Below are 19,009 nucleotides of genomic sequence, written 5' to 3' on the forward strand. Positions count from 1 at the left end.
CGCTGGCGCCCGACGCGCTGGGCGTCGACGTGGCGCCGCGCGCTGGCGCCCGACGCGCTGGGCGTCGACGTGGCGCCGCGCCTGACCACGCTCAAGGTCGCCGAGCCGGCCAAGCGCAAGGCCGGCGTCAAGGTCGCCGACGTGGCCGCCCTGGTCGACAAGCTGAAGAACGAAGCCCGCGCGATCTGAGGGGCCAGAGAGCCTTGAAGGGAAAGTGATCTGACATGTCCATTCTCGTCATCGCCGAACACGACAACGCCGCGCTGAAGGCCGCCACGCTGAACGCGGTCAGCGCCGCCGCCAAGATCGGTGGGGAAGTCCACATTCTGGTCGCCGGCCAGGGCGCGCAGGCCGTCGCCGAGGCCGCCGCCACGGTGGCCGGCGTGGCCAAGGTGCTGCTGGCCGACGACGCGGCCTACGCCCATCCGCTGCCGGAGAACGTCGCGCCGCTGGTCGTCACTCTCGCCAAGGGCTACGGCCATGTGTTGGCCGCCGCCTCGTCGGAGGGCAAGAACCTGCTGCCGCGGGTCGCCGCGCTGCTCGACGTCGCGGCGATCTCCGACATCACCGGGGTGGTTTCCGCCGACACCTTCGAGCGGCCGATCTACGCCGGCAACGCCATCGCCACGGTGAAGTCCGCCGACCCGATCAAGGTCGTCACGGTGCGCACCACCGCCTTTGAGGCGGCCGCCGCCACGGGCGGCTCGGCCACGGTCGAGAGCATCGCCGGGACGGGCGACGCCGGTTCGGCCAAGTTCGTCGGCCAGGAGCTGACGAAGTCGGAGCGTCCGGAGCTGACCCAGGCCAAGATCGTGGTATCGGGCGGCCGCGGCATGCAGTCGGGCGACAACTTCAAGCTGCTGGAAGCGCTGGCCGACACGCTGGGTGCGGCGGTCGGCGCCAGCCGCGCGGCGGTCGACGCCGGCTTCGTGCCGAACGACTATCAGGTCGGCCAGACCGGCAAGATCGTGGCGCCCGAGCTGTACATCGCCGTCGGCATCTCCGGTGCCATCCAGCACCTCGCCGGCATGAAGGACAGCAAGGTCATCGTCGCCATCAACAAGGACGAGGAAGCGCCGATCTTCCAGGTCGCCGACTACGGCCTCGTCGCCGACCTGTTCAAGGCGGTGCCGGAGTTGGAGCAGGCGCTGTGACACCGGCGCCGCACAAGTCCGCCAGCGCCCGGAACCCGGCGGCGAAGGTGTTCCGGCCGACCTGCTCGCGCAGCGTGGGCAGGTCCTCGGGCCGGCAGTCGAAGTCGGCCCACCATTCGCCGAAGGTCCGGTTTCCCTCCGTCACCTCGGTCAGGCGGAAGGTCGCGACATAGTCGGTGAGCGGCAGCGGGGATTCGAGGATCGTGTAGGTGTAGGAACGCTCGCGGTCGCTGAAGGACACCAGCTGTTCGCGCAGCCGGCCGCCGGGCGTGAGCCCGAAGTTGCGGACGCAGCCGACCGTGTCGCTGCGCAGCCCGTCCTCGATGTGGCTGTCCGCGATGATGGGATGCCAGGCGTGGTGGCCGTTGAAATCCCGCGCCTTGTCCCAGACCTGCCCGATGGGCGCGTCGATGACGGCGCTGACATAGACCCGTGCCATGTTTTCCCCCTCAGCGTTGCTTGGTGATGGCCTTGAACCGGCGCGTCTGTTCGGTCAGCGCGATCTCCGTGGGCAGGCGTTCCATGCTGGACGCCCCGTAGAAGCCGTGGCAGACGGCGCACGCGCCGAGGACGAAGGACGCGTCCTCCGGCGTGGCGATCGGGCCGCCGTGGCACAGCACGATCACGTCCTTGCGCACCCGCAGGGCCGCCTCCGCCCAGGCGTCGATCTTCGGCACGCAATCCTTCAGCGACAGCGCCGTCTCCGCCCCGATGCTGCCGCCGGTGGTCAGGCCGAGATGGCAGACGATGACGTCGGCCCCGGCCTCGGCCATCGCCACCGCCTCCCCTTCCGAGAAGACGTAGGGCGTGGTCAGCAGGTCCAGCTCATGGGCGGCGCGGATCATGTCCACCTCCAGACCGTAGCTCATGCCGGTCTCCTCCAGGTTGGCCCGGAAGACGCCGTCGATCAGCCCTACGGTCGGAAAATTCTGCACGCCGGAGAAGCCCAAGTCGGCCAGCCGCCGCAGGAACTGGTCCTGGATCATGAAGGGATCGGTGCCGTTGACGCCGGCCAGCACCGGGGTGTGCCGGACCACCGGCAGCACCTCCCGCGCCATGTCGACGACGATCTCGTTGGCGTTGCCGTAGGCGAGCAGCCCGGCCAGCGAGCCGCGCCCGGCCATGCGGTAGCGGCCGGAGTTGTAGATGACGATCAGGTCGATCCCGCCCGCCTCCTCGCATTTGGCGGACAGCCCGGTTCCGGCGCCGCCGCCGACGATGGGCTCGCCGCGGGCCATCATGCCGCGGAACCGGTCGAGGATGTGTTGACGGGGAATGCGGGGCATCGTCGAAGGCTCCTTATGGCGTCGTGCCGTGGCCGGCCGCGGCGATGTCCCGGAAGGCCCGGACGAGCGCGGCGGCGAAGGCGGGGTCGTTGATGGTGTGGGGAAGGCGGATCAGCCGGCGCGCGTCCGTCTGCTCGACGGTGCGCTCCAGCGCGTCGAACAGCGCGGCGTCCGCCTCGGGATCGTGGAAAGGCTGGCCCGGCGCGTCGAGAACCGACACGCCCCCTTCGGGGATGAGGAAGCGCACCGGCCCGGTGAAGGCGTTCAGCTTGCGGCCGATCCACGCGCCCATCGCCCGGTTCTCCTCCGCCGTGGTGCGCATCAGCGTGACCTGCGGGTTGTGCACGTAGAACAGCCGGTCGCGGTAGCGGTCGGGCACGGTCTCGCGCGGGCCGAAATTCACCATGTCCAGCGCCCCGCAGGACCCGACATAGGGGATGCCGGCCCGCGCGATGGCGTCCAGCCGCTCCTCCCCGGCGCTGAAGACACCGCCCATCAGCAGGTCGCAGACCTCGGTGGTCGTCACGTCCAGCACGCCCGCCAGCAGGCCCGAGGCGACGAGCTTCTCCATCGCCCGCCCGCCGGTGCCGGTGGCGTGGAAGACCAGGCAGTCGTAGGCGGGGTCGAGCGCCTGGGACAGCTGCGTGACGCAGGGCGTCGTCACGCCGAACATGGTGAGGCCCAGCGCCGGCTTGGTGTCCGTCTCGGGGATCGCGCGCGCCACCATGCCGGCCATCGCGTGGGCGGCGTTGCCCAGCACGCGGCGCGAAATCCGGTTCAGCCCGGCGACGTCGGTGACCGAGGCCATCATGCAGAGGTCCGTCTCGCCGACGTAGGACGCGACGTTGCCCGACGCGACCGTGGACACGATCAGCTTGGGCGTTCCCACGGGAAGCGTCCGCATGCCCGGCGCGACGATCGCCGTGCCGCCGGAACCGCCCAGCCCGATCATGCCGGCGACGTCGGGGCGCTGCTCGACGAAGCGGCGGAACGCGTCGGCCATGCGCGACACGGCCAGTCCGCGATCATCGGTGCCCAGCACGGCCTCCGCCCCGTCGGGATGGAAGGACGCGACATCCCGCGCCGGGACGTCGGCGGGGACGGCCGGCGGGCGGGTGCCCACATCGACCGTCACCGTGCGCAGCCCCTCCGCCGCGATCAGCCCCCGCACAAAGTCCAACTCGGTTCCCTTGGTGTCGTAACAGCCGACGACATAGACCGCCGCCGCGCCTTGCTCCGCATCCGCCATGGCCGGGCCTCCTCCCTTCGTCTTTTCCGGAAGTGTAGGCCGCCCGCCGGGGGCGCCAACCGGAGCGTTGCGGCGGAGCGGGTAATCTTGGGTATAATGGTTCGCATGACCGATGACCGCATGACCCAAGCTCTGATTGCCCATCACCGGACTCAGCTGCTGGACGATCTGCGGCGGGCCTGCGCGGGCCGGCACACGCTGCTGGTCGGCGCCGCCATCGGCACCGGCCTCGCCGCCCGCGCGGCGGCTCGCGGCGGCGCCGACTTCCTGTTGGCCCTCGCCGCGGGGCGCTTCCGCAACATGGGGGCGTCATCCATCGCCACCATGCTGGCGCTGCGCGACAGCAACGCCTTCGTCGCCGACTTCGCCTGCTCGGAGATCGTCCACGCCACGCCGATCCCGGTCTTCTTCGGGGCCAGCGCCTGGGGACTCGCGGAGGAGGAGTTTCCCGCCTTCATGGACCGGCTGCGCGCCTGGGGATTCGCCGGGGTGGTGAACTTCCCGACCGTGTCGCATGTCGACGGGCGCTTCCGCGAGGCGCTGGAGCGCACCGGCCTGGGCTTCACGCGCGAGGTCCGCCTGTTGGAGGCGGCGCGGGCGGCCGGGCTGGCGACCGTCGGCTATTTCCGGCGCCGGGAGGAGGCGCTGGCGCTCACTCAAGCGGGGGTTGACCTCTACTGCTTCAACATCGGCTGGAACGCCGGCGGCGCCGTTGGCGTGCCCAGCGGGGAGTCGGTGCTGCAGGTCGGCAACCGCGCCCGCGGCCACATCAAGGCGATCCGCACCGCCGACCCCGGCGCGCTGTGCGTGATCGAGGGTGGGCCGATCACCACCCCGCAGGAGATGCACGAGGCCTGCCGCGAGGCGCGGGCCGACGGCTACATCGGCGGCTCGACCATCGACCGCCTGCCTTCGGAAAGCTCGATGGAGGAGATGACCGCCGCCTTCAAGCTCGTCTCGACGCTGCAACGGCGCATCGACCGGCTGGAGCGCCGCCTCGACCAGACCGGCCAGGGCATGGGTCTGGTGGGCCGCACCGACGCGCTGGTGGAGGCGCGGGCAAGGCTGGAGCATCTCGGCGCCGACGGCGGGCCGGTGTGGGTCGCCGGGCCGGACGGCAGCGGGCGGACGCTGGTGGCGCAGTTGCTGCACGGGCGCGGTCCCCAGCGCCAGCGTCCGCCGATGACCGTCGATGCCCGCCATCTGGACGGCGGGTGGCTGTTCGGGGCGGAGCCGGCGGAGGGCGGACGGCGCCGCCTCGGCTGGGTCGAAACCGCGAACGGAACGACGCTGGTGATCGAGAACGCGGAGAGCCTGCCTTCCGACACGCAGGCGGAACTTGCCGCCTTCCTGGAGCGCGGCAGCTTCCGCCGCCAAGGCGGCCAGGACAGCCTGCGCTCCAACGCTCGGATCATCCTGATCGGAACGGCGGGCCTGGAGGCCGCGGCCCAAACCAGCACGCTCGCGCCCGACCTGGCCCGCCGCCTCGCCCGGCGGGACATCGACCTGCCGCCGCTGAGCGAACGGCTGGACGATATACCACTGCTGGTCGAGCATTTCGCGGCGGCGCTGCGCCCATCGGCGGGTCCCGTGCGCCTCTCGCCACGGGCGTTCCGGCTGCTCATCGCCCATGACTGGCCGGGCAACCTCCGCGAACTGCGCGCCGTGGTGGAGCAGGCGCTGGACGGCAGCGGCGACATCATCGAGGCGGAGGCCCTGCCCTCCCTGGACGGCAAGCGCGCGAGCCGCCCACGCCCCGACGCGACCGGAGACCGGTCGCCCAAACAGTCGGAACGGGACTGGATTCTCGACGGCCTGCGGCGGCACCGCTTCCGCCGGGGGGAAACCGCGCGCTTCCTCGGCCTGTCGCGCAAGACGCTCTACAACAAGATGCGGCACTACGGCCTGTTGGAATGACCGTCGCCGGGCGGGAGCACCAGCCCGTCGGCCGCCTGCCTCATAAGATCATGATGATCCTCGAAGCCAGCCGGCCGATAGAGGAGGATGGGGCCGCCGCCCTCTCCGCGCAGTTCGGCGACGACCGCGGCGGCGTTCGCGACCGCCTCGGCGTCGCGTGACGGATCGCCGGTCGCGGCACCCGGATGCACGACGAGGCGCCCCGCCCCCACCGCGCGCAGACGCCGGCCGATGTCCGCGTCGGCGGTAAAGCCGGTGACGGCGAACCCGGCGCGGACGGCCTGCTCCAGGAACGACACCTCCCGCTCCGCACCGAGCCCGACGCCGCGCAGCGTATCGCCGGTTTCCCCGTCGAACAGCGCGGTGGTGGGGAAATTGGCGACCGCGCGCACCCCGAACCGGCGCAGGGTTTCCAGGAACGGTCCCACCGGCCGGAAGGGGTCGACGGCCAGCACGCCGACGCACACGCCCTCCGGCACGCCGTCCGGCATTTCGGCCAAGGCGGCGAGCAGCCGCCCGTTGCTGTCCTGGACGGGAAGCAGGGCCAGATACTCAGCGCGGTCCACCGGATGCCCGCCGAAGGCTGGACAGAACAGCCGCTCCCCCACCCCGTCCGCCTGTTCGGCCGGGGGGGCGAGCGCCGAAACGATTTGTACGTCGAACCGACCGTTTTTCCCCATTTTACCCATGCCCCGGATTGCGCGCCGTTGTGGAATCGACCACGGGGCGGGACGGTATGGCAACGGGTTTCGGTGAAGGCTCGCCGGGACGGCGCAAAACAGGGAGGAAGCGATGAAGCGTCAGTTGGGCACCGCGCTGCTGTCCGGGACCGCACTGCTGCTCGCCACCATGTTGCCGGCGGCGGCGCAGCAGGGTGCGAAGATCTCGAACGACGTCGTCCGGATCGGGGTCATCACCGACCTGTCCGGAGCCTTCTCCGACCAGAGCGGCCGCGGCTCCGTCGCCGCCGCGCAGATGGCGGTGGAGGATTTCGGCGGCAAGGTGCTGGGCAAGCCCATCGAGGTGCTGACGGCCGACCACCAGAACAAGGTGGACATCGGCTCGGCCATCGTGCGCGAGTGGATCGACGCGCAGAACGTCGATCTCATCCAGGACGTGGCGAATTCCGGTCTGGCGCTGGCGGTGGCCGACATCGTCCGCGACAAGAACCGCGTCGCCATCTTCAACGGCCCGTCCGTCACCCGCCTGACCGGCGACAAATGCACGCCCAACACCATCCACTACGCCTACGACGCCTACGCGCTGGCCAAGGGCACCGGGGCGCAGACGATCAAGCAGGGCGGCGACACCTGGTACTTCCTCACCGTCGATTTCGCCTTCGGCCACGGGCTGGAGGAGAACACGGCGAAGATCGTGCAGGAGAACGGCGGCAAGGTCCTGGGCGCGGTGCGCTTCCCGCTGAACAACCTGGACTTCGCGTCCTACGTGACGCAGGCGCAGGCGTCCGGGGCCAAGATCGTCGGCCTCGCCACCACCGGGATGGACGCGCGCAACGCCATCAAGGCCGCCTCCGAGTTCGGCCTGACCCAGAGCGGGCAGCAGCTCGCCGGCCTCCTGCTGTTCGACACCGACGTCCACGCCCTGGGGCTGGAGGCGACGCAGGGGATGTACCTGACCACCGCCTTCTACTGGGACCGCGACGACGAGACCCGCGCCTTCTCCCGGCGCTTCCACGAGCGGGTGAAGATCATGCCGAACATGGGGCAGGCCGGCGTCTACTCCTCGACGCTCGCCTACCTGAAGGCAATCGAGGCCGCCGGCACCGACGAGGCCGGCCCGGTCATGGAGAAGCTGAAGAGCACGCGGATCAACGACGTGTTCGTGAAGGACGGCTGGGTGCGCGAGGACGGCCGCTTCATGCGCGAGATGTACCTGATGCAGGTGAAGAAGCCCTCGGAGTCCAAGTACCCCTGGGACTACTACAGCCTGCGCGCCACGATCCCCGCGGAGGAGGCCTTCCGGCCGCTGTCGCAGAGCGATTGCCCCCTCGTGAAGAAGTGATGGGGGATCGTGTCTGAACCGCTGCCCCCGGACGTCAGGCGCGACGGTCGGGGGCGTCCGGGAAACCGGCGCGGCTCAGCGCGTCCACCACGGCCACCGCCTCGGCATGGCAGGAGGGCGGGTGCCAGGCGAGGCCGCGCCCGACGATCCCGTCCTCCCCCGCCGCGTGCAGGGCGGCCAGACAGACCGGGGGCACCGGGCCGCCCAGCAGCACGGCGCGGGCATCCAGCCCGACGCGCCGCCCGTGGACGGGATGGTCGGCGCAGAGCAACCGGTCCGCCGCCGCGACGGCCGTCTCGGCCGCCGCCCCCAGCTCCGCCCGCAGCAGCGGCGCGGCGTCGAGCGCCAGCGCCCCGAAGCCCAGCGCGTCGATGACGGCGCTGTCCCCGATCGCCGGCAGGCGCGGGCGGGATACACCGCCGGGAGGGCCGCCGGGAGGGCCGATATCCGGCCCCTGCGGGGCGGCCACCGGCGCGCTCGCCCAGCCCTCCCCCATCATGCCCGACAGGCGCAGCCCGAAGCGCACCCCGTTGCCGCCCGCCGCCGTCACCAACGCCGCCCCCGGCACGCCGTCGGCGGCCAGCATCACCGCCTTGCAGGCGGCCATCCAGGGGTTGAGGAAGAACTGCCCGGCCTCCTTCAGGAAGGCGCAGACCTCGCCGATCCCGCCCAGCCGCGCCACCAGCGTCTCGGTCAGCAGCGCCGAGGCCACCCCGACGCGCCCGTGCAGCTCGTCCCCCTGCTCCATCGCCTCGCACGCGATGCCACGCAGCGCCACCGGCCCGATCCCGGCCAGCGCCGGGCCGACCGCGCCGTGCAGCAGGCGCAGCCGCTCCACCACCGCTCCGCTGACGATGCCGAAGCGCAGGGCGGGGCCGCCGCCTTCGTTGAGCGGGCTGTAGGCGCGGGCGCCGGAACTGCCAGCATCCTCCACCACATGCAGCCACATCGACCGCGACACGACGGCGGCGAGCGGGGTGACCACGCCGAAATCCTGCGCCGGACGCAGGGTCACGGCGCCGCTGCGCACCAGGGCGCGGGCCTCATCCACGCCGCCGGCCATGCCTTCGAACAGCAGCGCCGCGGCGGCGGCGTTGAGGATCGGCGGGCAGACCTCCGCCGGATCGGCGAAGGGAGGTCCGGCGTGCAGCAGCGTGTGGCGGTCGAGCCCGATCCGCTCCCCGGCGGTCCCAGTCTCCGTCCAGACCGGATCGGCGGCCAGCATCCGCTCCACGGCCCGCGCGGTGGCGTCGTTCATCGCGTGTGTCCCCAACTCTTAAGGTGTTTCCGATGCCTTTACGGCAGATGCAGCGGGGCGCGGCCGTAGCCGTTGCTGGCGTCCACCAGATGCAGCAGGTAGCGCAGGAAGACCGCCCGGTCCTCCTTCGGCAGGGGTGCGATGGTGCGGTCGTGGGCGCGCTGGGCCTTCTTGTCCATGCGGCGCAGCAGCTTCCGGCCTTCCGCCGTGATGGCGGCCAGTTTCATGCGCTTGTCCACCGGGCTGGCCCGGCGCTGGATCAGCCCGCGCTCGGCCAGCCGCGCCAGAACGCCGGCGGTGGTCGTGCGGTCGATGCCGATCTGGGCGCCCAGCGTCACCTGATCCAGGTCGGGCCGATCCACCAGGGCGGTCAGCACGCTGTACTGGACGGGGGTGATGTTGAACTCCGCGCACTCCTCCATGAACATGGCGACGTGGATCTGGTGCAGGCGGCGGACCAGAAATCCGGGGCGCTCCGCCAGGACGCGGTACGCCTCTTCGATCAGGGGGTCGTCTAAGGTCATCGCGGGCGGTCCGTCGGAGCGGGTTTGGGAAAGCGGCGAACAGAGAGAGGATGGCGGCGGGCCGGAGAATCGGCAAGCGGGCCGGAGGACGGTGGTGTCTAGCCCATCAGCGACACATGCGCCGCGACGATCCGCCAGCCCTCGGGCATGCGGACCCAGGTATGGCTCTGCCGCCCGACGCGCTCGGTGGAGGGGCGCGTGAATTCGGTGTTGGCGGTCGCCATGTCTCGGCCATAGGTGGTGATGACGGTGTTGCGCAACACCCGGTCCAGCCCCGCGGCCGGGCGGCCCTGGCGGAAGGCGGCGATGGCCTCGTAGCCGTACAGGTTCTCGCCCACGCCGTAGCGCAGGGTCGCCGGGTGGTTCCAGAACAGCGCGTCCAGAACCGCCACGTCGTTGCCGGTCAGCGCGCGCTCGTAGCGCTCGAAGGCGGCGGTGACCTCGGCCACCACCTCGGGGATGTTGATTTCAAGCGTCATGTGAACAGGTCCTCGGCGATGGCCAGAAGCGTCGAATCGCTGCCGCGCGGCCCGATCAGCGACAGGCCGAGCGGGCAGCCCTGGAGCCGCGCCGCGGGAATGGAGAGTTGCGGCAGACCGGCCAGACCGGCGGGGCAGAGGATCGCCAGCGCCCGCCCGCGCTCCGCGTCCACCGCCGCCCCCGAGGAGCCGCGCAGCGGTGCGATGCCCGGCGCGCTGGGCAGGACGATCAACCCGTCCATTCCCAGCAGCTCGTCCATCCGCCGCCGGACGCCCTCCCGCGTCTCCGCCGCCGCACGGACGAGGGCGGGGTCGAGCGTGGCGGCCGCGGCGAAGCGGTCGCGCACCCCCGGCCCGAAGGTCGGTTTCGTCGCGGTGATCCAGGCGCCGTGCGCCGCCCAGGCTTCGGCGGCCTGGATCGTCTGGAAGACCGGGCGCCATTGCTCCAGCCCCTCCGGGGCCAGCGTCACGGCGTCCGCCGCCGCAAACCGCTCGTGCAGCCGCTCCAGGGCCGGGATCAGGGCGGCGCGCACCGCCTCCCCCGCGATGGCGAAGGCGTCCTCGGCGACCAGCAGGCGGCGGAAGGTCAGATCGGGCGCCGGGGGCAGCAGCACCGCCCCGACGCGGCGGAGCAGCGCCGCCTCCCGCGCGAACCAGCCCACCGTGTCGAAGCTCGGCGCCAGCGGAACGGAGCCGTCCAGCGGAACCGCCCCGTGGGTGGGCCGGATGCCGTAGAGGCCGCAGTAGCTCGCCGGCAGGCGGATCGACCCGCCGGTGTCCGTCCCGATGGCGAAATCCACCGCCCCACCCGCCACCGCGGCGGCCGACCCGCTCGACGATCCGCCGGGGATGCGGCCCGGCGCCCGCGGGTTTTCCGGGGTGCCGTAATGGGCGTTCTCGCCGGCCAGGCTCCAGGCCAGCTCGTCGGTCAGTGTCTTGCCGGCGACGCGCGCCCCGGCGTCGAGCAGCCGCTGCACGGCGGGCGCGGTCTCCCGCGGGACCTCGTGGGTGCGCAGCCAGTCCGGGTTGCCGGCCCCGGTGGGCAGGCCGGCGATGTGGAACAGGTCCTTCACCGCGAAGCGCAGCCCGGCCAGCGGGCCGCTTGCGGCTCCGGCGACCTCGGTCCGGCCATAGGGGACGAAGGCGTTCAAGGGGTCGTTCGGCATGATGCGGGTTTAGGTCTCGTCAGAATTCCAAATTCCCTCTCCCCTCCGCTCTCGCGCAAACGAAGTTTGCGCTGACGCGACAGGCGGACCTCTGGTCCGCCGAAAGCGGGGAGAGGGTCAGGGTGAGGGGGTTGCGCCTTTGCCGGACGTCCCGCCACGCGCATCTCCCTCACCGGCCCTCCGGGCCACCCTCTCCCCAGAGGGGAGAGGGTTAGCGAAAAGCTTGCGCAGCCAATCCTTCAACATGCTCCACAGCAGATTGCCAGCGTTCAGTTCCTTGGCAGGTTCCGGCGGAGCCGCGGAAGCGGCGACGGGCGCCGCATCCTCCACCACCTTCTCCGCCGGAGCCGTCGCGGCGAGCTTGGCTTCCAGGTTGCGGGCGAACTCGGCGGTCAGGCGGTTGGCGATCTCCTGCACGATGGCGCCGCGGCTGAACTGGGCCAGCACCCCGGTCAGCGTGAAATCGACGGTCAGGTCGATGCGCGTCCCAGACCCCTCCTCCAGCACCGCGAAGGTCACGTCGGCCTTGGCGCGGGAGTTGTTCTTGGGGTCCGTGCCCTGGCCGTGGATGACGCCGGTGTGGGTCGCCGCGTCCATCGTCAGCGTGCCCTCGCCAGCGAAGGCGGCGGCGATGGGGCCGAGCTTCACGCGCATCTGCCCGAAGATGCGGTCGCCCTCGCGCGGCTTGGTCAGCGAGGCGCCGGGCATGCAGGAAATCACCTGCTCCACGTCGCCGAGCAGCGGCCAGACGCGGGCGCGCGGGAAGTTGACGGCAAGGGTCTGGGTCATGGTCGGCATGGGCTTACCCCGCGTTCGTGTTGCGCGCGTCGATGACGCGGCGGATGGCGTTGACGATCCCGACATAGCCGGTGCAACGGCAGAGGTTGCCGCTCATCGCCGTGCGGATCGCCGGGTTGTCGGCGTCCGGGCGGCGCAGCACCACGTCGCGCGCCGCCACCAGCATCCCCGGCGTGCAGAAGCCGCACTGGAGCCCGTGCTCGACGGAAAAGGCCTCGCGCAGTTCCGCGGCGACGGGGTCGTCGTCCAGCCCCTCCACCGTGGTGACGGACCGCCCGTCGCAGGCCACCGCGAAGGTGATGCAGGAGCGCGCCGGCTCCCCGTCGATCAGGATGGTGCAGGCGCCGCACACGCCGTGCTCGCAGCCCAGATGGGTGCCGGTCAGAAGCTCCCGCTCGCGCAGGAAGTCGCCGAGATGCTGGCGCGGCGGCACGCTGGCCTCGACGCGCGTGCCGTTGACGGTCAGGGAAATGCTTTTGGCGTGGGCGCTCATGACATCACCTGCGCGATGGCGCGCTTCAGCGCGACGGTGTGGGTCCGAAGGGCGATGGGGTCGTCCGCGGCGGGGCTTCCGGCGAGATGAGCGGCCAGCGCCGCCTCGGTGCAGCCGCCCTCGAACAGAGCGGGGCCGTCGATCACCACCGGCTTGCCGGAAGTCGCCCCGGCGACGCAGCGCTGAATGCCGCGGGCGGGGTCGATCAGCACCGCCCCGGTGGCGTGGGAGAACTCGCCGGTCTTGCGGCAGACCTTGTAGTAGCCCCAGCGCGCCCGGTCGGAGAGGGCGGGCACATGGATTTCCGCGACGATCTCGCCCGGCTGCAACGCTGTCTCGAAGACGCCCAGGATGAAGTCGGTCATCGGCACGCTGCGCCGCCCGCCCTGGCCGGCGATCACCACGTCGGCGCCGAGCGCGGTCAGGACATTCACCCAGTCCGCCGCCGGATCGGCGTGGGCGAGGCTGCCGCCGATGGTGCCGCGGTTGCGCACCGCGCGGTAGGCGATCACCGCCGCCACGCTGGGAAGCACGCCGCGTGTCACGTCCGGATAATCCCCGTCCTCCAGCCGCGCGTGGGTGACACAGGCGCCGATGACCAGCCGGTCGCCTTCCTGGCGGATCGTCCGAAGCTCGGCGATGCGGGTGATGTCCACCAGCAGCTCCGGCTGGGCCAGCCGCAGGTTCAGCATGGGGCCGAGCGACTGGGAGCCGGCCACCGGCCGCACCATCACGTCCTCGCGCGACAGAAGTTCCAGCGCTGCGGCGAGCGTCGCCGGCTGCGCGTAGTCGAAATCGACCGCCTTCATGCCGCACCCCGCTCGGCCACTTGTTTTTGGGCGATGGCGGAAAGAATGACCTCCGGGGTCATCGGCGCGTTCGTCACGATGACTCCCAGCGGCTTCAGCGCGTCGTTGATGGCGTTGCAGATCGCGGCGGGCGGGGCGATGGCGCCGCCCTCGCCGATGCCCTTCACGCCGAACTCGGTGTAGGGCGAGGGCGTCAGCATGTGGATGATCCTCACGTGCGGGACCTCGGTGAATCCGGGGATCAGGTAATCCGCGAAGGTGGAGGCGAGCGGCTGGCCCTCCGCGTCGTAGGGCATCCGCTCGTAGAGCGCGGTGCCGACGCCCTGGGCGACGCCGCCGTAGATCTGGCCGTCGACGACCATCGGGTTGACCATGGTCCCGGCGTCCTCGACCACCACGTAGTCGAGGATTTCGACCTGCCCGATCTCCGGATCGACGGCCAACGCCACGGCGTGGGTGGCGTAGGAGAAGGTGCCGTGGTCGCTGCCCGGCTTGTAGCCGGCGGTCACCTCCAGCCCGCCACGGTCCACGTCGGCGGGAAGGAGCTGCGGCGCGCGGTACCAGGTGTGGGCGATCTCGCGGATGGTCACCGCGGCGGGTCCGGCCGTTACGGCTCCGTCCTTCAGAACCACCCCGTCCGGACCGGCCTGCATCAGATGCGCGCCGATCTTGCGCAGGCGCTCGGCCAGCGTGCGGCAGGCGGTGGCGACGGCGCCGCCGGCCATGACCATGCTGCGCGACCCCCAGGTGCCCGTCGAATAGGGCGTCAGACCGGTGTCGCCGTGCACCAGCTTGATCTTCTCCAGCGGAATGCCCAGCACCTCGTGGGCGACCTGGGCGAAGGTGGTCTCCATGCTCTGGCCGTGCGACTGCACGCCGACGCGCAGCTCCAGCCCGCCGTCCGGGGTGATGCGGGCCTGCGCCTGTTCGTGCCCCGGCACCATCGGGATGCCCCAGCCGTGATAGACGGCGGTGCCGTGGGCCGACTGCTCGCAATAGGTGGCGAATCCGACGCCGATCAGCCGGCCGTCCGCCTCTCCGCTCTTCTGGCGGGCGCGCCATCCCTCAAGCTCGATGGCGGCGACCGCGCGGCGGACGGATTCGGGATAGTCGCCGCTGTCGAAATGCTTCCGCGTCACGTTGTCGAAGGGCATCTTCTCCGGCGGGACGAGGTTTTCCAGCCGCACCTGCCACGGCTCCCGCCCGACGGCGTCGGCCACGGCGTCGATCATCTGCTCCATGGCGAAGCACACGCCGGTGCGCGCCACGCCGCGGTAGGGGACGATGGGCGGCTTGTTGGTGCAGACGGAGAAGGTGCGGCAACGGTAATGCGCGAAGTCATAGGGGCCGGGCAGGATGCTGCCGACCTGCGCCGCCTCCAGGCAGGCCGAGAAGGGATAGACGGAGTAGGCCCCGGCATCGACCCAGGCGTCGGCCTCGATCCCCAGCAGACGGCCGCGCGCGTCGGCGTAGGCGGTGATCTCGTAATGGTGCTCGCGGGCGTTGGCGGCGGCCACCAGATGCTCCCGCCGGTCCTCGGTCCAGCGGACGGGACGGTCGAGCCGCATGGCGATCCAGGCGGCCACGATCTCCTCCGGCTGGAGCAGGCCCTTCCAGCCGAAGCCGCCGCCGACGTCCGGCGCCACCACGCGGATCAGCCCCTGGTCGAGGTCCAGGCATTCCGACAGGCCGGCGCGCACGATATGCGGCATCTGGGTCGAGGTGGTCAGGACGAGCTGTTCGACATGGCGGTCCCAATGGGCGACCACGCCCTTGCCCTCCAGCGGCACCATGCACTGGCGCGCCGTGCGGATGGTCCGCGAGACCTTCACCGGGGCGGAGGCGGCGATCTCCGCGATGGTGCCGCCGACGTTGGTCTCCAGGAAGACGTTGTCCGGCCAGTGGTCGTGCACCCTGGGCGCGCCCGGCTTCACTGCCTCCAGCATGTCGGAGTTCACCGGCAGCTCGGCGTAATCGACCAAGACGGAGGCGGCGATGTCCTCGGCCTCGGCGCGGGTGGCGGCGACGCAGACGGCCACCGGCTCGCCGACGAAGCGAACCTTGCCGTCGGCCAACGCCGGCTGCTCCGACACCTTGAAGCCAGGCAGGCCCGACACGGCGCGGATCGGCTTGACGCCGCCCGCCGCCAGATCCGCCCAGGTGAAGACGGCGCCGCGGTGCTCCTCCGGAATCTCGATGCCGGTGATGGTGGCGTGGGCGACCGGGCTGCGCACGAAGGCCAGTTCCTTCATGCCGACCAGGGCGATGTCGCCGACGAAGCGGCCCCGCCCGCGCAGCAGCCGGTCGTCCTCCTTGCGGCGGACCCTGGCGCCGACGCCCGAGCCGGCGCCCGATCCAGCGGTGCTAACCTCTCCCATTCCCTGACCCTCTCTTTTTGCTTAACCGCCCAGATAGGCGCGCTGGATGTGGTCGTTGGCGAGCATCGCCTGCCCGGTGCCCTGCTCCATCACCTGCCCGCTTTCCAGCAGGTAGGCGCGGTCGCACATGTCGAGCGCGGCGTAGGCGTTCTGCTCCACCATCAGCACGGTGGTCCCTTCCCGGCGGATGTCCGACACGATCTCGAAGGTGCGCTCCACGAGGTTGGGGGCGAGGCCCAGCGACGGCTCGTCGAACAGCACGATCTTCGGGCGCGACATCAGCGCCCGCGCGATGGCCAGCATCTGCTGCTCGCCGCCCGACATGGTGCCGGCGGGCTGGTTCAGGCGCTCCTTCAGGCGGGGGAAGCGGTGAAACAGCCGCTCCATGTCCTGGGCCACCGCTTGATGGTCGCGGCGCAGATAGGCGCCCATCTCCAGATTCTCGCGCACGGTCAGGTGGGGGAAGACGCGCCGCCCCTCCGGACAGTGCGCCACGCCCAGCGCCAGCACCGTGCGGGGCGCGGCGTTGCCGATCTCCCGCCCCTCGAAGGTGATGCGGCCCGAGGCCAGCGGAAGCAGGCCGCTGATGGCGCGCAGCGTGGTGGTCTTGCCGGCGCCGTTGGCGCCGATCAGGGTGACCAGCTCCCCCTCCTCCACCGTCAGCGAAACGTTGCGGAGCGCCGGGATCTGGCCGTAGCAGACGGTGATCCCCTCAACCTTTAGCATGTTTCACCCCCTGGCCCAAGTAAGCCTGGATCACGTCCGGGTTGGCGCGGATGACCTCCGGCGGGCCTTCGGCGATGATGCGCCCGTGGTTCAGCACCACCACGCGGTCGGAGATGGTCATCACCATACGCATGTCGTGCTCCACCAGCAGGATGGTCACGCCGCGGTCGCGGATGCGCTGGACGACGCCCATGAAGGCCTCCGTCTCCGACGGGTTCAGCCCGGCGGCGGGCTCGTCCAGCAACAGCAGCTTCGGGTCGGCGGCCAGCGCGATGGCGATGCCGAGCAACCGCTGCTCGCCGTAGGCGAGGTTGCCGGCCAGCTCGTCGGCGCGGTGCGACAGCCCGACGAAGGCCAGGATCTCCGCCACCGCCGCCCGCATCCGCTCCGTCTCCGCCCGCACCGAGGCGAGCCGCAGCAGCGCCCCCCAGGTCTCCGCCCGGCCCTGCCGGTGCATCCCGGTCAGCACGTTGTCGAAGACGGTGCAGCCGGCGAAGATGCTGGTGCGCTGGAAGGTGCGCACGACGCCCAAGCCGGCGATGCGGTTGGAGGACAGGCGCGTCAGGTCGGTGCCGCGGAACAGCACCTTGCCGCCGGTCGGCTTCAGGAAGCCGGTGATGACGTTGAAGGCCGTCGTCTTGCCAGCACCATTGGGGCCGATCAGGCTGACGATCTCCCCCTCCGGCACGGCGAAGCTCATGGAGGCGATGGCGATCAGGCCGCTGAAATGCACGGCGACCTCGCGCACCTCAAGGATCGGTACGTCGGTGGTGTCGAGGGCGAGGCTCATGCCGAGGTCTCCTTGCGCAGGCCCAGCGCCGTGGCGGCGACGCGCTTGCGGCGGCCGGCGAACCAGTTCTTCACCGCCGGGACGATGCCCTGCGGCAGGAAGAAGACGACCACGATCATGGCGACGCCGTAGATGATCCACTGCACCTCGGGCCGCGCCACCTCGCGCAGCACCTCGGGCAGGATGCCAAAGGCGAGGCCGCCGACGATCGGTCCGGCCAGCGTGCCCTTGCCGCCCGTCACCACCATGATGACCATGGTCACCGTGTAGATGAACATGAAGACGTCCGGGTCGACGATGCGGATGTAGTGGGTGTAGAGCCCGCCCGCGGCCCCGGCCATGCCCGCCGCGATCACCGTGGCGACGACCAGATAGCGCGTCACGTCGATGCCGACCGAGCGCGCCAGCGACTCGTTCTCGCGCAGCGCGACCAGCGCCCGGCCGACCCGCGACTGCACCAGCCGCTGGATCACCAGGAAGCAGACCACCGCGACCGCCAGCACCAGAAGGTAGTTGTATTCCTTCTTGTAGAGCGGGAGCACCCCGTCCCAGGGCAGCCAGACCGACAGCGGCGGGATGTTGTTCAACGCCATCGGCCCTTCGGTCAGGTCCACCCAGTTCAGCGCGACCATGCGCATGACCTGGGCGAAGCTGATGGTGACGATGACGAAGTAGGCCCCGCGCACCCGGAAGGCGAGCTTGCCGATCAGGAAGCCGAACAGCGCCGCCACCAGGATGCCGCCGAGGAAGGCCACCCACACCGGCTGCGGTCCCAGCACGAAGGGTTCCGCCCCGCCGAGGTCGAGGTCGAAGCCCAGCGACAGCAGCGCGCTGGTGTAGGCGCCGATGCCGAAGAAGGCGATGTGGCCGAGGCTGAGCTGCCCGGTGTAGCCGAGCAGCAGGTTCAGGCTCATCGCCCCGATGATGAAGATGCCGGTGGAGGTCAGGACGTAGAGGATGTACTGGTCGCCCAGCCACAGCGGCCCGACCGCCATGACCAGGACGAACAGCCAGGGGAGGAGACGCGTCGTCATCCGATCCGCTCCTTCATGGCGAAGAGACCCTGGGGCCGCACGATCAGCACGGCGATGATCAGCAGGAAGCCCATGGCGTCGCGGTAGCCCGACGACAGATAGCCGGCGCCGAATTCCTCGGCGAGCGCCAGCACGAAGCCACCGATGGTGGCGCCGGGGATGTTGCCCAGCCCGCCCAGGATGACGATGGCGAAGGCCTTCAGCGCCACCAGATCGCCCATGGTCGGCGTGACCACGAAGATCGGGCCGAGCAACGCCCCCGCCGTGGCGGCGAGACCGGAGCCGAGCGCGAAGGTCAGCGTGTACATCAGCCCGCGGTTGACGCCCATCAACGCCGCCGTGTCCGGGTCCTGGAAGGTGGCGCGCATAGCCACGCCCAGCTTGGTCCGGTTGATGAGCAGGTAGAAGCCGCCCAGCAGAAGCAGCGCCACGCCCAGGACGAACAGCCGGTTCATGCCCACCGACACCGACCCGATCACCACCGGCTCGGTCGGGAAGGGGCTGGGCACGGACTTCGCCACACCGCCCCAGACCAGCTGCTCGCCGGCCTGCATGGCGATGCCGGCGCCGATCATCACCAGCATGGTGGTGTCGATGTCGGCGCCCTTCAGCGGCCGCAGCAGCGTGAATTCGATCAGCGCGCCCAGCGCCATGCCCAGCACGGCGGCCATCGCCAGGGACATGAAGAAGTTCAGCCCCATCATCCCGGCCAGCATGTAGGCCATGTAGGCGCCGAAGGTGTAAAGCTCGCCATGGGTGAAGTTGACCACGCGCATGATGCCGAAGATCAGCGTCAGGCCGATTCCCAGCAGCGCGTAGGTCCCCCCCAGGACCACGGCGTTCAAAAGGTGCTGCAGATGCGCTTCCACCGCGTGTCTCCATCCTTCTGTTCTTCCCTCTCCCCTCCGGGGAGAGGGAGGGGACCC

19 protein-coding genes and 1 pseudogene are annotated in these 19,009 nt (G+C 70.8%); 4 read left to right on the top strand and 16 right to left on the bottom strand.

Going from position 1 to position 19,009, the window contains the following annotated elements:
* Together AC1DVI_RS30420 and AC1DVI_RS30425 are read left to right on the top strand one after the other, a co-directional pair.
* Nucleotides 1-189, top strand: a pseudogene (locus AC1DVI_RS30420) (hypothetical protein); the annotation flags it as partial.
* A 35-nt stretch (nt 190-224) separates the two neighbouring features.
* Nucleotides 225-1,154 carry an electron transfer flavoprotein subunit alpha/FixB family protein gene (locus tag AC1DVI_RS30425; protein ID WP_476961148.1) on the top strand — a complete coding sequence of 310 codons (930 nt, stop codon included), beginning with the start codon at nt 225-227 and terminating at the stop codon, nt 1,152-1,154.
* Here AC1DVI_RS30425 and AC1DVI_RS30430 read toward each other — a convergent pair.
* Genes AC1DVI_RS30430 through AC1DVI_RS30440 form a run of 3 tightly spaced genes read right to left on the bottom strand, consistent with a single transcriptional unit; the run spans nt 1,120 to nt 3,689 of the window.
* Nucleotides 1,120-1,593 carry an SRPBCC family protein gene (locus tag AC1DVI_RS30430; protein WP_476961149.1) on the bottom strand — a complete coding sequence of 158 codons (474 nt, stop codon included), beginning with the start codon at nt 1,591-1,593 and terminating at the stop codon, nt 1,120-1,122. The genes AC1DVI_RS30425 and AC1DVI_RS30430 overlap by 35 nt on opposite strands.
* A 10-nt stretch (nt 1,594-1,603) precedes the next feature.
* On the bottom strand, nt 1,604-2,440 hold the full coding sequence (locus tag AC1DVI_RS30435) for a phosphoenolpyruvate hydrolase family protein (RefSeq protein ID WP_476961150.1): 837 nt from the start codon (nt 2,438-2,440) through the stop codon (nt 1,604-1,606).
* Between the two features lie 13 nt (nt 2,441-2,453).
* Nucleotides 2,454-3,689, bottom strand: a complete 1,236-nt coding sequence (locus tag AC1DVI_RS30440; protein WP_476961151.1) for a Tm-1-like ATP-binding domain-containing protein — start codon at nt 3,687-3,689, stop codon at nt 2,454-2,456.
* Nucleotides 3,690-3,809: 120 nt separating this feature from the next.
* Here AC1DVI_RS30440 and AC1DVI_RS30445 point away from each other — a divergent pair, with 120 nt between their 5' ends.
* Entirely contained in the window at nt 3,810-5,606 is a 1,797-nt protein-coding gene (locus AC1DVI_RS30445) for a phosphoenolpyruvate hydrolase family protein (protein WP_476961152.1), read from the top strand.
* Here the strand turns inward: AC1DVI_RS30445 and AC1DVI_RS30450 are convergent.
* Nucleotides 5,588-6,286, bottom strand: a complete 699-nt coding sequence (locus AC1DVI_RS30450; protein ID WP_476961153.1) for a phosphoenolpyruvate hydrolase family protein — start codon at nt 6,284-6,286, stop codon at nt 5,588-5,590. The two genes, AC1DVI_RS30445 and AC1DVI_RS30450, sit on opposite strands and share 19 nt — an antisense overlap.
* 112 nt (nt 6,287-6,398) lie before the next feature.
* Here AC1DVI_RS30450 and AC1DVI_RS30455 point away from each other — a divergent pair, with 112 nt between their 5' ends.
* Nucleotides 6,399-7,628, top strand: coding sequence for an ABC transporter substrate-binding protein (locus tag AC1DVI_RS30455; RefSeq protein WP_476961154.1), 1,230 nt, complete (start codon nt 6,399-6,401; stop codon nt 7,626-7,628).
* A 34-nt stretch (nt 7,629-7,662) separates the two neighbouring features.
* Here AC1DVI_RS30455 and AC1DVI_RS30460 read toward each other — a convergent pair whose 3' ends face one another.
* The 12 genes from AC1DVI_RS30460 to AC1DVI_RS30515 all read right to left on the bottom strand — a co-directional run bounded on the left by AC1DVI_RS30460 (nt 7,663) and on the right by AC1DVI_RS30515 (nt 18,952).
* A complete protein-coding gene (locus AC1DVI_RS30460) occupies nt 7,663-8,886 on the bottom strand; it encodes a YlbE family protein (RefSeq protein WP_476961155.1) in 1,224 nt (407 codons plus the stop codon).
* Nucleotides 8,887-8,924: 38 nt separating this feature from the next.
* Entirely contained in the window at nt 8,925-9,410 is a 486-nt protein-coding gene (locus AC1DVI_RS30465) for a MarR family winged helix-turn-helix transcriptional regulator (protein ID WP_476961156.1), read from the bottom strand.
* A gap of 98 nt (nt 9,411-9,508) precedes the next feature.
* Nucleotides 9,509-9,889 (bottom strand): oxalurate catabolism protein HpxZ, encoded by a 381-nt coding sequence (hpxZ, locus tag AC1DVI_RS30470; RefSeq protein ID WP_476961157.1) that lies wholly within the window; start codon nt 9,887-9,889, stop codon nt 9,509-9,511.
* Nucleotides 9,886-11,055 carry an amidase gene (locus AC1DVI_RS30475; protein WP_476961158.1) on the bottom strand — a complete coding sequence of 390 codons (1,170 nt, stop codon included), beginning with the start codon at nt 11,053-11,055 and terminating at the stop codon, nt 9,886-9,888. The genes hpxZ and AC1DVI_RS30475 overlap by 4 nt, the downstream gene beginning before the upstream one ends.
* A gap of 117 nt (nt 11,056-11,172) precedes the next feature.
* Entirely contained in the window at nt 11,173-11,853 is a 681-nt protein-coding gene (locus tag AC1DVI_RS30480) for an SRPBCC family protein (RefSeq protein WP_476961159.1), read from the bottom strand.
* Between the two features lie 4 nt (nt 11,854-11,857).
* Nucleotides 11,858-12,346, bottom strand: coding sequence for a (2Fe-2S)-binding protein (locus tag AC1DVI_RS30485; protein ID WP_476961160.1), 489 nt, complete (start codon nt 12,344-12,346; stop codon nt 11,858-11,860).
* Complete coding sequence (locus AC1DVI_RS30490; RefSeq protein WP_476961161.1) at nt 12,343-13,155, bottom strand: FAD binding domain-containing protein; 813 nt, start codon at nt 13,153-13,155, stop codon at nt 12,343-12,345. Before AC1DVI_RS30490 ends, AC1DVI_RS30485 begins: the two co-directional genes overlap by 4 nt.
* Nucleotides 13,152-15,533 (bottom strand): xanthine dehydrogenase family protein molybdopterin-binding subunit, encoded by a 2,382-nt coding sequence (locus AC1DVI_RS30495; protein WP_476961162.1) that lies wholly within the window; start codon nt 15,531-15,533, stop codon nt 13,152-13,154. The genes AC1DVI_RS30490 and AC1DVI_RS30495 overlap by 4 nt, the downstream gene beginning before the upstream one ends.
* 21 nt (nt 15,534-15,554) lie before the next feature.
* Nucleotides 15,555-16,259: an ABC transporter ATP-binding protein gene (locus AC1DVI_RS30500; RefSeq protein WP_014199601.1), complete on the bottom strand. Its 705-nt coding sequence runs from the start codon at nt 16,257-16,259 to the stop codon at nt 15,555-15,557.
* Nucleotides 16,246-17,049 (bottom strand): ABC transporter ATP-binding protein, encoded by an 804-nt coding sequence (locus AC1DVI_RS30505; RefSeq protein ID WP_476961163.1) that lies wholly within the window; start codon nt 17,047-17,049, stop codon nt 16,246-16,248. Before AC1DVI_RS30505 ends, AC1DVI_RS30500 begins: the two co-directional genes overlap by 14 nt.
* The gene (locus tag AC1DVI_RS30510; protein WP_476961164.1) at nt 17,046-18,083 is read right to left on the bottom strand and encodes a branched-chain amino acid ABC transporter permease; all 1,038 of its coding nucleotides are present in this window, start codon (nt 18,081-18,083) and stop codon (nt 17,046-17,048) included. Before AC1DVI_RS30510 ends, AC1DVI_RS30505 begins: the two co-directional genes overlap by 4 nt.
* Nucleotides 18,080-18,952, bottom strand: a complete 873-nt coding sequence (locus AC1DVI_RS30515; RefSeq protein WP_109068473.1) for a branched-chain amino acid ABC transporter permease — start codon at nt 18,950-18,952, stop codon at nt 18,080-18,082. The genes AC1DVI_RS30510 and AC1DVI_RS30515 overlap by 4 nt, the downstream gene beginning before the upstream one ends.
* Between the last annotated feature and the right edge of the window lie 57 nt (nt 18,953-19,009).

The sequence above is a fragment of the Azospirillum sp. P4_B5 genome (assembly GCF_056402275.1).

Excerpts from the sequence above, each read along its gene's own strand:
- AC1DVI_RS30425 (WP_476961148.1), top strand. The coding sequence starts at position 225 with ATGTCCATTCTCGTCATCGCCGAACACGACAACGCCGCGCTGAAGGCC.
- AC1DVI_RS30430 (WP_476961149.1), bottom strand. The coding sequence starts at position 1,593 with ATGGCACGGGTCTATGTCAGCGCCGTCATCGACGCGCCCATCGGGCAG.
- AC1DVI_RS30435 (WP_476961150.1), bottom strand. The coding sequence starts at position 2,440 with ATGCCCCGCATTCCCCGTCAACACATCCTCGACCGGTTCCGCGGCATG.
- AC1DVI_RS30440 (WP_476961151.1), bottom strand. The coding sequence starts at position 3,689 with ATGGCGGATGCGGAGCAAGGCGCGGCGGCGGTCTATGTCGTCGGCTGT.
- AC1DVI_RS30445 (WP_476961152.1), top strand. The coding sequence starts at position 3,810 with ATGACCCAAGCTCTGATTGCCCATCACCGGACTCAGCTGCTGGACGAT.
- AC1DVI_RS30450 (WP_476961153.1), bottom strand. The coding sequence starts at position 6,286 with ATGGGGAAAAACGGTCGGTTCGACGTACAAATCGTTTCGGCGCTCGCC.
- AC1DVI_RS30455 (WP_476961154.1), top strand. The coding sequence starts at position 6,399 with ATGAAGCGTCAGTTGGGCACCGCGCTGCTGTCCGGGACCGCACTGCTG.
- AC1DVI_RS30460 (WP_476961155.1), bottom strand. The coding sequence starts at position 8,886 with ATGAACGACGCCACCGCGCGGGCCGTGGAGCGGATGCTGGCCGCCGAT.
- AC1DVI_RS30465 (WP_476961156.1), bottom strand. The coding sequence starts at position 9,410 with ATGACCTTAGACGACCCCCTGATCGAAGAGGCGTACCGCGTCCTGGCG.
- hpxZ (WP_476961157.1), bottom strand. The coding sequence starts at position 9,889 with ATGACGCTTGAAATCAACATCCCCGAGGTGGTGGCCGAGGTCACCGCC.
- AC1DVI_RS30475 (WP_476961158.1), bottom strand. The coding sequence starts at position 11,055 with ATGCCGAACGACCCCTTGAACGCCTTCGTCCCCTATGGCCGGACCGAG.
- AC1DVI_RS30480 (WP_476961159.1), bottom strand. The coding sequence starts at position 11,853 with ATGCCGACCATGACCCAGACCCTTGCCGTCAACTTCCCGCGCGCCCGC.
- AC1DVI_RS30485 (WP_476961160.1), bottom strand. The coding sequence starts at position 12,346 with ATGAGCGCCCACGCCAAAAGCATTTCCCTGACCGTCAACGGCACGCGC.
- AC1DVI_RS30490 (WP_476961161.1), bottom strand. The coding sequence starts at position 13,155 with ATGAAGGCGGTCGATTTCGACTACGCGCAGCCGGCGACGCTCGCCGCA.
- AC1DVI_RS30495 (WP_476961162.1), bottom strand. The coding sequence starts at position 15,533 with ATGGGAGAGGTTAGCACCGCTGGATCGGGCGCCGGCTCGGGCGTCGGC.
- AC1DVI_RS30500 (WP_014199601.1), bottom strand. The coding sequence starts at position 16,259 with ATGCTAAAGGTTGAGGGGATCACCGTCTGCTACGGCCAGATCCCGGCG.
- AC1DVI_RS30505 (WP_476961163.1), bottom strand. The coding sequence starts at position 17,049 with ATGAGCCTCGCCCTCGACACCACCGACGTACCGATCCTTGAGGTGCGC.
- AC1DVI_RS30510 (WP_476961164.1), bottom strand. The coding sequence starts at position 18,083 with ATGACGACGCGTCTCCTCCCCTGGCTGTTCGTCCTGGTCATGGCGGTC.